The following is a 12,245-nucleotide window of genomic DNA, read 5'->3' as shown; positions in this document are numbered from 1 at the left end:
CGGCCCCCTCCATACCGCCCCCAGAGAATTCACCCGTTTAGGGAATTAAGTCATGAACGAACTGACCAAATTCACCAACCAGCTCGCCAAGCCGGAAACCTTCGACGAGATCCAGATCGGCATCGCGTCGCCCGAGCGTATTCGCAGCTGGTCCTTCGGCGAGATCAAGAAGCCGGAAACCATCAACTACCGCACGTTCAAGCCCGAGCGTGACGGCCTGTTCTGCGCGCGCATCTTCGGCCCCGTGAAGGATTACGAGTGCCTGTGCGGCAAGTACAAGCGCATGAAGTACAAGGGCGTCGTCTGCGAAAAGTGCGGCGTCGAAGTCACCGTGACCAAGGTCCGCCGCGAGCGCATGGGCCACATCGAGCTCGCCGCTCCGGTCGCGCACATCTGGTTCCTGAAGTCGCTGCCTTCGCGCATCGGCCTGCTGCTCGACATGCAGCTCAAGCAGCTCGAGCGCGTACTGTACTTCGAAAGCTACATCGTCACCGAGCCGGGCCTTACCGCGCTGGAGAAGTTCCAGCTGCTGACCGAGGACGAACTGCTCGACGCGCAGGACGAATACGGTGAAGACAGCTTCAGCGCCGCCATCGGTGCCGAGGCGGTCAAGACCATGCTCATGGACCTCGACCTCGAACAGGAACGCGAGGACCTGCTGGAAGAGCTCGCGACCACCAAGTCGAAGCTCAAGCCCGCCAAGATCATCAAGCGCCTGAAGGTCGTCGAAAGCTTCATCGATTCCGGCAACCGTCCGGAATGGATGATCCTCGAAGTGATCCCGGTCATCCCGCCCGAACTGCGCCCGCTGGTGCCGCTCGACGGTGGCCGCTTCGCGACGTCGGACCTCAACGACCTCTACCGTCGCGTGATCAACCGTAACAACCGCCTGAAGCGCCTCATGGAGCTGCGCGCGCCGGACATCATCGTCCGCAACGAAAAGCGCATGCTGCAGGAAGCCGTCGATGCACTGTTCGACAACGGCCGTCGCGGCCGCGTGATCACCGGTGCCAACAAGCGTCCGCTGAAGTCGCTGTCCGACATGCTCAAGGGCAAGCAGGGCCGCTTCCGTCAGAACCTGCTCGGCAAGCGCGTCGACTATTCGGGCCGTTCGGTCATCGTGACCGGTCCGGAGCTCAAGCTGCACCAGTGCGGCCTGCCCAAGAAGATGGCGCTCGAGCTGTTCAAGCCGTTCATCTACGCCCGCCTCGACGCCAAGGGCCTGAGCATGACGCTCAAGCAGGCGAAGAAGTGGGTTGAGAAGGAGCGCAAGGAAGTCTGGGACATCCTGGATGAAGTCATCCGCGAACACCCCGTCCTCCTCAACCGCGCGCCGACGCTCCACCGCCTCGGCATCCAGGCTTTCGAGCCGGTGCTGATCGAGGGCAAGGCGATCCAGCTTCACCCGCTGGTCTGCGCCGCGTTCAACGCCGACTTCGACGGCGACCAGATGGCCGTGCACGTCCCGCTGAGCCTCGAGGCCCAGCTGGAAGCGCGCGTCCTGATGATGTCGACCAACAACATCCTCTCGCCCGCCAACGGCAAGCCGATCATCGTTCCTTCGCAGGACATGGTCCTCGGCCTCTACTACCTGTCGATGGAACGCCAGGAGAAGACCCCCGAGTTCATCGACGGGCCGAATGGCGAGAAGATCGAGAAGCTGCCGATGTTCGCCGACATGGCCGAAGTCCACCAGGCGCTGGAAACCAAGGCGGTCTCGCTGCACACCAAGATCCTTGCCCGCGTGCCCCAGGCCGACGAGCAGGGCAACATCAGCATGCAGCGGTTCGAAACCACCGCCGGTCGCATGCTGATCGGTGAATGCCTGCCGAAGAACCACAAGGTTCCCTTCGACATCGTCAACCGCCTTCTCACCAAGAAGGACATCGCCGACGTCATCGACGAGGTCTATCGCCACACCGGCCAGAAGGACACCGTGCTGTTCGCCGACGCCATCATGGCGCTGGGCTTCCGTCACGCGTTCAAGGCCGGCATCTCCTTCGGCAAGGATGACATGATCATCCCGGAAGAGAAGGAAGGTCTGGTCGAAGCCACCAAGGCGCTGGTTGCCGATTACGAGCAGCAGTACCAGGACGGCCTGATCACGCAGCAGGAAAAGTACAACAAGGTCATCGACGCCTGGAGCCAGTGCGGCGACAAGGTGGCCGATGCCATGATGGACAAGATCCGCTCGCGTCCGATCGACAAGGATGGCAAGGAAGGCGAGATCAACTCGATCTACATGATGTCGCACTCCGGTGCGCGTGGTAGCCCGGCACAGATGAAGCAGCTGGCCGGCATGCGCGGCCTGATGGCCAAGCCGTCGGGCGAGATCATCGAGAACCCGATCATCTCGAACTTCAAGGAAGGCCTGAACGTCCTCGAGTACTTCAACTCGACCCACGGCGCCCGCAAGGGCCTCGCGGATACGGCGCTGAAGACGGCGAACTCGGGTTACCTGACCCGCCGCCTCGTCGACGTGTCGCAGGACTGCGTCATCATCGAGGAAGACTGCAAGACCGAACGGGCGCTGGAAATGCGTGCGATCGTGCAGGGTGGTTCGGTGATCGCGTCGCTCGGCGAGCGTATCCTTGGCCGCACCGTGGCCGAGGACATCGTCAATGCCTCGACCGGCGAAGTGATCGTCAAGGCCGGCACGCTGCTCGATGAACCGATGGTCAAGGCCATCGAGGAAGCCGAGACGCAGGTCGCCAAGATCCGCTCGCCGCTGGTCTGCGAAGCCCAGCAGGGCGTCTGCGCAACCTGCTACGGTCGTGACCTTGCTCGCGGTACGCCGGTGAACATCGGTGAAGCAGTCGGCGTCATCGCCGCACAGTCGATCGGTGAGCCGGGCACGCAGCTGACCATGCGTACCTTCCACATTGGCGGTGCCGCGCAGCTCAACGAGACCAGCCACCTCGAGGCGATCTCGGACGGCAAGGTCGTCTATCGCGACATGCCGACCATCGTCGACAAGAAGGGTCGCATCCTGTCCCTCGCCCGCAACGGCGAACTGGCAGTGATCGACGCCGAAGGTCGCGAGCGCGAGATCCACAAGGTGCCCTACGGTACCGTGCTGATGCACAAGGACGGCGACAAGGTGAAGACCGGCGAGCGTCTGGCAGAGTGGGACCCGTTCTCGCTGCCGATCATCACCGAAACCTCGGGCGTCGTGAAGTACCAGGACCTCGTCGACGGCACGACCATGGAAGAACGCGTCGACGATGCCACCGGCATCGCCCAGCGCGTGGTCACCGAAATGCGTGCCAGCGGCCGCAAGAAGGACGACCTTCGTCCGCGCCTCACCCTGTTCAACGATGCAGGGGACGAGAGCGAAGCCTCGCGCTACATGCTGGCGCCGGGCACCGTGCTCTCGGTCGAGGACGGCCAGCAGGTCGAAGCGGGGGACATCCTTGCCCGTGCCTCGCGCGAAGCGGCGAAGACCCGCGACATCACCGGCGGTCTGCCGCGTGTTGCCGAACTCTTCGAGGCCCGCCTGCCCAAGGACAATTCGATCATCGCCAAGATTTCGGGCAAGATCGAATTCGTTCGCGAGTACAAGGCCAAGCGCAAGATCGCGATTATCCCGGAAGAGGGTGATCCGGTGGAATACCTGATCCCCAAGACCAAGGTGATCGACGTCCAGGAAGGCGACTTCGTGAAGAAGGGCGACACGCTCATCTCGGGCTCGCCCAACCCGCACGACATCCTCGAAGTCCTCGGGGTGGAGGCTCTGGCCGAATACCTCGTGAACGAGATCCAGGAAGTCTACCGACTCCAGGGCGTGAAGATCAACGACAAGCACATCGAGGTGATCGTTCGCCAGATGCTGCAGAAGGTCGAGATCACCGACGGTGGCGATACCGTGCTGCTGCCGGGCGAGCAGGTCGATGCGGAAGAACTGAACGAGGTGAACTCGAAGCTGGCCAAGGGCAAGCAGCCTGCCGTCGGCACGCCGATCCTCCTCGGTATCACCAAGGCTTCGCTCCAGACGCGTTCGTTCATCTCGGCGGCTTCCTTCCAGGAAACCACCCGCGTGCTCACGCAGGCGGCAGTCGAGGGCAAGAAGGACACGCTGATCGGTCTCAAGGAGAACGTGATCGTCGGCCGTCTCATCCCCGCCGGTACCGGCGCGGGCATGAACCGCATGCGCATCACAGCCTCCAGCCGCGACGCCGCGCTGCGTGCCTCTTGGAAGCGGGCGCAGGAAGCCATCATTGCTGCCAACACTGCCGAGGAAGAGCATGCTGCCGAACTCGCCCAGGGTCCCGAAGCTGCCATCGGCGACGATCCGCTGGCGGTGATGGAAGGCGAAACCCACGGCACCGACGCAGATGCCGGCGAATACCTGAACCCCGAAGCGAGCGACGGCGAATAAGCCGACCCGACCGTAAGGGTTGAATCGGGCCTCGCGGAGCAATCCGCGGGGCCCTTTTTCTTGGGATGAGGGCCGGGGTTCACCCGTGCTGCCGAGGGTTGAGGATTGCGTAACGGCTTCGATTGCCGCAATAATCTGGACTGCACCGGGCCAGGCTGGCCTTGTGCGCCGAGGGGCAATGAACGGAACAGCCACCCAAACCGAGGCCATGCGCCTCAAGGTCCTCTCCCGCCGGCTGACGGCGGCCAGTGCCGGTGCACCGGGAGCCGTCGCGTCAAGCCTTGCATCGGCGGCCGTTCTTCTCGGCGTTTTCCATGGCAGCTTCCGCAATGTGGCGATGGTGATCTGGGCGACCGCACTAATTCTTGCCGTGCTGCTGCGCCTTGGCATTTCCATGACTTCGGACCTCACCTCTACTGACGAGGCCTATCTCTCCCGGCGACTGCGCCTGACCGCGATGGCAATGTCGGCGGTCAGCCTCGCATGGGGTATCGGCCTGCCGGTCTTCGCCGCAAGCGGGCAGGGCGGACCGGTCGCGGCGCTGGCATGTGTGGGGACAGCGATGTTCGTTGGGGTGCTGCTGATGCACCGTGCCATTCCCGTAGCTGCCTACGTCCACATCGCGGCACTTGGTGCAGGCCTCGCGGGCACCGCTTATATGGTTGCCGGCCTCGCCGCCTGGCCGCTGCTTGCCTTGCTTGTGGTCTATGCCTTCACCTTGTGGCAGGCGGTCCAGCGCATCGAGAGCCAGTTCATCGCTTCGATAGGTGCGGAGATCGAATACGCGGCCACAGCCGATACGGTCTCAATGCTGCTCCACGAATACGAGGAGCAGTCGTCCGACTGGCTCTGGACGACGGGTCCGCGAGGCAACATGCGCGACGTCAGCGCGCGGTTCGCCGCGGCGGCGGGCAGCGATATCGACAGGATGGAAGGCAAGTCCCTGCTGTCGCTGTTCCAGAAGGGGGAGGAGCGTGATCGCCTGGCTCGCCACCTGATCGAGCAGAGCCCGTTCCGCGACCTGCTGGTCAAGCTGAGGATTGACGGAGAAACGCGGTTCTGGAGGCTCTCGGCCCGCGCGCGTCCCGACGGCCGGATGGGTGGCGTCGCCCGCGACGTGACCAACGATCGCATGATCGAAGAGCGCGTCGCCTTCATGGCGCACTACGACAACCTTACGGGCCTCGCCAATCGCTACCTCTTCAACGAGCGGTTGCGCGTGATGCTTGGCGCCAGCGAAGGACGGGGGGCGAACGTGGCGCTGTTTTATCTTGATCTCGACGATTTCAAGTCGATCAACGATACCCGCGGGCACCTCGTCGGTGACCGGCTGTTGCGCGAGGTGGGCACCCGGCTGGAACAGGAAGTGCGCGCCGACGATCTCGTGGCGCGCTTGGGCGGGGACGAGTTCGCGGTCCTCATCGAAACCCGCGCCGGTATGGGCATGCTCATCGAACGTGCCCACCGCTTCCTCTCGGTCGTGCGCGAAGCCTACGAGATCGAGGGACACCATTACCGCGTTTCGACCAGCATCGGGGTGGCGCGCTGTTTCGATGGCGATTGCGATGCAGAGGAACTCATGCGCCGCGCCGACCTCGCGCTCTTTGCAGCCAAGAAAAAGGGCCGGGACACGTTGGCGATATTCGAGCCCGCTCTCGACCGCGAAGCGCGTGACCGGCGCGAACTCGAAACCGACCTGCGCGAAGCCATCGCGCGCGGCCAGCTGAGGATCCATTACCAGCCCACCATCGACCTCGATACGGGGGCGACCACGGGATACGAGGCCCTTTTGCGCTGGCATCACCCGCGCCGGGGCGTCATCGGTCCCGCCGAATTCCTCGACATAGCTGAGAACAGTGGCCTCATCATTCCGGTCGGCGAATGGGTGATCCGCCAGACGCTGGCAGAAACCGCGGCATGGCAGGGCGATTTCCGCATCGCGATCAACCTTTCGCCTACACAGGTGCGCAGCCCGCATCTCGCGGCCCTGGTCGCCCAGGCGATCCATACCAGCGGGATTGCCGCGGAAAGGATCGAGTTCGAAATCACCGAGCATGTCCTGATGCAGCAGGGCGAGGCAGCGACGACGACGCTCAACAAGCTGCGCGGGCTCGGCGCACGGATTGCCCTCGACGATTTCGGCGTTGGCTATTCATCGCTCGGCTATCTCCAGCAGTTCCGCTTCGACCGCATCAAGATCGACCGCAATTTCGTCCAGCGGCTGGAAGACGATGCCGACAGCCAGGCAATCGTCTCGAGCATCACGCGCATGGCCGAAGCGATGGGCATCGCGACCACGGCCGAGGGGATCGAGAACCGCCGCCAGCTCGACCTGTTGCGCAAGCTCGGCTGTAATGAGGCCCAGGGTTTCCTGATCTGCAAGCCGGCTCCGGGCGAAACCTTCGCGACGGCGGAGGCGGCGGAAGCCGCTCTCGCCGACAAGGGCTCGGTCGTGCTCGAATATCGCAAGGCCCGCAGGAATGCGAACCAGCGCCGCGGCGGGCAAGTCGCATGAAGCGCGCTGTGTTGGCGTGTGTGCTCGTTTCCGGTGCCTGCACCCCGGCGGACGATAGCCAAACGCATGGCCCTGTCGCGCAGCCGGAAATCACACAGGTCGCAGTCGAACCGGCGGGAGAAATTCCCGAGACCATCGTCGGCGAATATCGCCTCGCCGGGATCGACGGAGAGGACCCGAACTCCCCGACCGGAATGGCCGTCTCGATTGGCGAGGATACCATCTCCTTCGAGCCCAAATGCCTCGGTTCTGTGTGGTCTTATACCCTCTCGCACGGTGACCTGAGGCTGGAGCGCGATCCGCGATACGGACCCCAGAAGAACAAGGACGGTAGCATCGTCAGCTGCCTTCCGCTTGTGACGCCCGAGTACGGGCGTCTCTCGGAGGCGTTCTCGAGCGTCGAGAAAGTGCGTCGCACGCCGGCCAACGCTCTGGAATTCAGCGGTGGCGGTCACTCCGTAACGCTGTTCTCGCAATAGCCCGCAGGCTCGGCTATCGGGCGGCGCATGACGTTCACAACCCGCTTTGCCCCGTCTCCGACCGGACGGCTCCATGTCGGCAATATCCGCACCGCGCTGCACAACTGGATGCTGGCGAGAAAGAATGGCGGGCGTTTCCTGCTGCGCATCGACGACACCGATGCCGAGCGCAGCCGCGAGGAATATGTCGAGGCGATCCGTGCGGATCTTGCCTGGCTGGGCATCGCTATTGACGGCGAGGAGCGGCAGTCGCAGCGCTTCGAGGTATATGAGCGCGCCTTTGCTGCGCTGCGCGATGCCGGACGCATCTACGCCTGTTACGAGACCGCGCAGGAACTGGAGCTGAAGCGGAAGATCCAGCTCGGTCGCGGCCTTCCCCCGATCTATGACCGCGCGGCGCTGGCGATGTCCGACGCGGATCGCGCGGCCAAGGAGGCGGAAGGGATTGCCCCGCATTGGCGCTTCAAGCTCGATCATGCCGAGCCGATCGCGTGGGAAGATGGTGTCCGCGGTCCGCAGAAATTCGACCCCGCCCAATTGTCCGACCCGGTCATCCGGCGCGCCGATGGGAGCTGGCTCTACATGTTGCCGAGCGCGGTCGATGATTGCGACATGGGCGTTACGAATGTCCTTCGCGGCGAAGACCATGTAAGCAATACTGCGGTTCAAATTCAGATGTTTACCGCACTAATTGCTGCACTCTATCCGGCGCAGCAAATTCCGCATTTTTCGCACGAGGCATTGCTTGTCGGGAGTGAGGGCAAGCTGTCGAAGCGGCTCGGTTCGCTGGGCTGCGATGCTTTCCGCGAGCGCGGCATCGAGCCCGAAGCGATTGTCGCTTTGCTGGCGCGGCTCGGTACTTCGCAACCGGTCGAACCGATCGCCGACCGGCAGGTTCTGATCGATACCTTCGACCTCTCCACCTTTGGCCGCGCCCCCGCCCGGTTCGACGATGCCGAGCTCGAACGCCTCAATACCGCGCTGGTCCATCACATGGATTTCGACCGCATCGCGCATCGCCTGCCCGAAGGCATCGACGAGGCCGGCTGGCACGCGATCCGGCCCAATCTCGCCCACATCGACGAGGCAGCGGAATGGTGGCGGATCGTGACCGGTCCGATCGACCAGCCCGCGTTCCCGGACGAGGATCGTGACTACCTCTCTCTGGCGGCGCAGACCCTCAGCTGGGGCGACGACCCGTGGCACGCCCTCACGGCTGCGCTCAAGGAGGCGACAGGACGCAAGGGCAAGCAGCTATTCCTGCCGCTGCGCCAGGCGCTGACGGGTATGGACCACGGGCCCGACATGGGCGAACTGTTGCCGCTCATCGGGGAACAGCGTGCGCGCGAACGGCTGGAGGCCGCCGCCGCACAATAGGGGAGGATTGCATGGCGGTGACACTGGCTTCGGAACTCACGCTGCCCTGCGGTGCAGTGCTGTCGAACCGCATTGCAAAGGCCGCCATGACCGAAGGGATGGCGACTCCCGACGGACGCCCGACCCACGAGCTCGAGCGGCTCTACGGCATCTGGTCCGATGGCGGCGCGGGAATGCTGCTGTCGGGCAATGTCATCGTCGACAAGGATCATCTCGAACGCCCCGGCAACGTCGTCATCGACCGCGAGCCGGACGAGGACATGAAACGCCGCCTCGCCAGCTGGGCCAAGGGGGCAACGCGCGGCGGCAACCACTTCTGGGCCCAGATCAGCCATGGCGGGCGCCAGACCCAGAAGCTGGTCAATCCGCATCCCAAGTCGTCGTCCGACGTGCAGCTGGCGCTCCCCGGCGGGCAGTTCGCCAGGCCGACACCGCTTACGCGGGAGGAGATTGCCGACCTCGTCAATCGCTGGGCCATCGCCTCGCGTGCGCTCAAGGAGGCAGGCTTCACCGGCGTGCAGATCCACGGCGCACATGGCTACCTCATCTCGCAATTCCTCTCGCCGCGCGTGAACCTGCGCAGCGACGAATATGGCGGCAGTTTGGAAAACCGCGCGCGCTTCCTGCTCGAGATCGTCGCGGCGGTGCGCGCTGCGGTCGGACCGGAGTTCCCGATCTCGGTCAAGCTCAACAGCGCCGACTTCCAGAAGGGCGGGTTCGACTTCGGCGACAGCCTGCAGGTGGTGAAGTGGCTCGAGGCGGCCTCGGTCGACCTGATCGAGATTTCCGGCGGTACCTACGAGCAACCCAAGCTGCTTGGCGTTTCGGGCATGGAGGACGAGGAAAAGCAGAACGTCGCGCCTTCGACCCTGGCGCGCGAGGCCTATTTCGTCGACTTCGCAAAAGCGATGCAGGCCGAGGTTTCGGTGCCCCTGATGGTGACTGGCGGCTTCCGCACGCGCGCGGCGATGGAGCAGGCGCTCGACAGCGGCGCTGCCGATGTCATCGGCATCGGGCGTCCGATGTGCGTCGATACCGATGCTGCTGCCCGGCTGCTGGCCGGCGAGACGCAACTCGCGCGCTACGAGGACAGGCTCGACCTCCTGCCCGACTGGCTCGCCTTTCTGAAGCGCTTCCAGATGGTCAAGGCGATCAACAGTTTTGCCGGCATCTACTGGTTCTACGAACAGCTCTGGCTGCTCGGTCACCAGGGGCGGACCGATCCCGACCTTTCCATGTTCAAGGCGTTCCGCACGCTTGAAGCGCGCAACAAGCGGATCATGAAGGAACGTACGGCGGGCGCTGCCTGACCCTTGCGTTCCGGAGTCAGCCGTGACGGCCGCTGGTCAGGTCATCGAGGAAACTGAACCCGTTGACCCAGGCGAGGCCCTTGCCTTGGCGGATCCGGTCCTCGTCATGCACGGTGTAGACCGGGTGGGCGATGATATCGATGAAGCGATCGATCGGCTTCGGATCGAAGGGCACCTTCTTGCAAATCACGACATTGCCCTGCGTCGTCATGGCATTGCCGGGCTTGTACTTCGTGTCGTCGATTGTCCACGCGAAGTCCCGGGTCTCCACCGCGGCCTCGCCGCAATAGATTCCGAGATCGCAGGCGAAGGACAGGAGCCGTGCTTCACGACCGGATACGGGCCTGTCGCGCCAGTCGGGTGCACAGATCTTCCCGAAGCCTTTGATCTTGCAGAGCGTGCTGTGGGCAAGGTCGTGAAGCCTGACGGATGTTCCCGACGCCTCATCCGCTTGTGACGGTGGAGGGACCTCCACGCCCAGGTCTGCCAGCGCACCCGTCACCAGCTCGACGCGTGCATCCTTGACCAACAGGAAGTAGGCGAGGTTCGCGGCGCGCTCTCCTGCGGACAGGTGGATACCTTCGCGGGGATGGGGCCATTCCAGCGGCGCGTAGTCGGCCAGGACCCTTTCGGCGTTGCGGCCAGCGCCGAACAGTCCGTTGAGCAAGCCCAAGCGCGTCAGTCGCCGTATTTGTCCAGCTCGTCGCCGGACACCGTGACGACGTGCATGAGGTTGGTCGAACCGGGCGTGCCGAAGGGGACGCCGGCGAGCGCGATGAGCTTGCTGCCAGCTTCGCCGAAACCGTGGCGCAGGGCCATGCGCTTGCCCTTGGCGATCATCTCCTCGAAGCTGCCGATGTCCTTGGTCGCGACCGCGTGGGCGCCCCAGAGCAGGCCGAGGCGGCGCGCGGTCTTCATGCTCGGCGTCAGCACCAGCATCGGAACCGAAGGCCGTTCACGGGCAACGCGGCGCGCGGTCGAGCCCGAGCCGGTGAAGACCGTGATGGCCGAAATGTTCACCGTGTCGGCCACGGTCATGCAGGCGTGGGCCAGCGCGTCGGCCGTGGTGCTGTCGGGCGGCGTGTCGAGGAAGCGCACGCGCGAAAGGTAGCTCTCGTCACGCTCCACCTGACGGGCGATGCGATGCATGATGGTCACCGCCTCTTCGGGCCAGTCGCCGGCGGCGGTCTCGGCCGAGAGCATGACTGCGTCGGCACCGTCATAGACGGCATTGGCGACGTCGGAGACCTCGGCGCGGGTCGGGGCAGGGCTCTCGATCATGCTTTCGAGCATCTGCGTCGCCACGATCACCGGCTTGCCCGCCATGCGCGCCTTGTTGACGATCTTCTTCTGCAGCGGCGGGACTTCCTGCGGCTCCAGCTCGACGCCCAAGTCGCCGCGGGCAACCATGATGCCGTCCGACTGTTCGATGATTTCGTCGAGCCGGCGCACCGCCATCGGCTTTTCGATCTTGGCGCACAGTGCGCCGTAGCCGCCCATGAGCTTGCGGGCTTCAGCCAAGTCCTCGGGACGCTGGACGAAGCTGAGGCCGATCCAGTCGACCCCTTGCTGGATGGCGAAGGCAAGGTCCTTGCGATCCTTGTCGGTCAGCGCCGGTATCGGCACTTCCGCATCGGGCACGTTTACGCCCTTGCGGTCGGAAATGACCCCGCCGACCTCGGCCGAACAGAGGATCTCGTTTTCGTCGGCGCGGATCACGCGCAGGCGGATCTTGCCGTCGTTGATCAGCAGGCGCTGACCCTTTTCGAGCAGCCCGAAAAGTTCGGGATGCGGCAGCTCGACGCGGGTTTCGTCACCCGGTTCGGGATTGCGGTCGAGCGTGAAGTGGCCCGAATGGCGGATGACCGCCTGCCCGTCCTTGAACTTGCCCACCCGCAGCTTGGGACCCTGGAGGTCGGCAAGGATCGCGATGGGGCGATGGAATTCCTTTTCCATCGCGCGGATCGCCCGGATCGTCGCCTCGTGATCGGCGTGTTCGCCGTGGCTCATGTTGACCCGGAAGGCATCGACGCCGGCCATGAACAGGCGGGCGAGCATTTCGGGCGAACGGCTGGCGGGACCGACGGTGGCGAGGATCTTGACCTTGCGACCGCGCGGGTCGACGCGCCGGGGATCGAGCTTTTCCATGGCTACCGCCTATGGCACAGGCTTGCGGCAACTCAAGG

Annotated in this window: 7 protein-coding genes; 5 read left to right on the top strand and 2 right to left on the bottom strand. The window is 64.2% G+C overall.

Features of this window, described 5'->3' with window-relative positions; all coding sequences use genetic code 11:
- Positions 1-52: 52 nt before the first annotated feature.
- From rpoC to RAM60_RS11220, 5 genes are all read left to right on the top strand, one after another.
- Positions 53-4,378 (top strand): DNA-directed RNA polymerase subunit beta', encoded by a 4,326-nt coding sequence (rpoC, locus tag RAM60_RS11240; RefSeq protein ID WP_369026690.1) that lies wholly within the window; start codon positions 53-55, stop codon positions 4,376-4,378.
- A gap of 178 nt (positions 4,379-4,556) precedes the next feature.
- Complete coding sequence (locus RAM60_RS11235) at positions 4,557-6,893, top strand: putative bifunctional diguanylate cyclase/phosphodiesterase (protein WP_369026691.1); 2,337 nt, start codon at positions 4,557-4,559, stop codon at positions 6,891-6,893.
- Positions 6,890-7,372 (top strand): hypothetical protein, encoded by a 483-nt coding sequence (locus tag RAM60_RS11230; protein WP_369026692.1) that lies wholly within the window; start codon positions 6,890-6,892, stop codon positions 7,370-7,372. The genes RAM60_RS11235 and RAM60_RS11230 overlap by 4 nt, the downstream gene beginning before the upstream one ends.
- A gap of 27 nt (positions 7,373-7,399) precedes the next feature.
- On the top strand, positions 7,400-8,749 hold the full coding sequence (gene gltX / locus RAM60_RS11225; protein WP_369026693.1) for a glutamate--tRNA ligase: 1,350 nt from the start codon (positions 7,400-7,402) through the stop codon (positions 8,747-8,749).
- A gap of 11 nt (positions 8,750-8,760) precedes the next feature.
- On the top strand, positions 8,761-10,059 hold the full coding sequence (locus tag RAM60_RS11220) for an NADH:flavin oxidoreductase/NADH oxidase family protein (protein ID WP_369026694.1): 1,299 nt from the start codon (positions 8,761-8,763) through the stop codon (positions 10,057-10,059).
- Between the two features lie 16 nt (positions 10,060-10,075).
- Here RAM60_RS11220 and RAM60_RS11215 read toward each other — a convergent pair whose 3' ends face one another.
- Together RAM60_RS11215 and pyk are read right to left on the bottom strand one after the other, a co-directional pair.
- Positions 10,076-10,732, bottom strand: a complete 657-nt coding sequence (locus tag RAM60_RS11215) for a hypothetical protein (protein ID WP_369026695.1) — start codon at positions 10,730-10,732, stop codon at positions 10,076-10,078.
- Between the two features lie 5 nt (positions 10,733-10,737).
- Positions 10,738-12,207 carry a pyruvate kinase gene (gene pyk / locus RAM60_RS11210; protein WP_369026696.1) on the bottom strand — a complete coding sequence of 490 codons (1,470 nt, stop codon included), beginning with the start codon at positions 12,205-12,207 and terminating at the stop codon, positions 10,738-10,740.
- Positions 12,208-12,245: the final 38 nt, after the last annotated feature.

Origin of the sequence: Qipengyuania sp. RANM35 (assembly GCF_041021145.2) — a bacterium.
GTDB classification, from domain to species: domain Bacteria; phylum Pseudomonadota; class Alphaproteobacteria; order Sphingomonadales; family Sphingomonadaceae; genus Qipengyuania; species Qipengyuania soli.
The sequence above is the reverse complement of the archived record's forward strand: the minus strand, read 5'-3'. Positions and strand labels throughout refer to the sequence as shown.

Coding starts and splice junctions, on each gene's coding strand:
- RAM60_RS11235 (WP_369026691.1), top strand. CDS start 4,557: ATGAACGGAACAGCCACCCAAACCGAGGCCATGCGCCTCAAGGTCCTC.
- RAM60_RS11230 (WP_369026692.1), top strand. CDS start 6,890: ATGAAGCGCGCTGTGTTGGCGTGTGTGCTCGTTTCCGGTGCCTGCACC.
- rpoC (WP_369026690.1), top strand. CDS start 53: ATGAACGAACTGACCAAATTCACCAACCAGCTCGCCAAGCCGGAAACC.
- pyk (WP_369026696.1), bottom strand. CDS start 12,207: ATGGAAAAGCTCGATCCCCGGCGCGTCGACCCGCGCGGTCGCAAGGTC.
- gltX (WP_369026693.1), top strand. CDS start 7,400: ATGACGTTCACAACCCGCTTTGCCCCGTCTCCGACCGGACGGCTCCAT.
- RAM60_RS11220 (WP_369026694.1), top strand. CDS start 8,761: ATGGCGGTGACACTGGCTTCGGAACTCACGCTGCCCTGCGGTGCAGTG.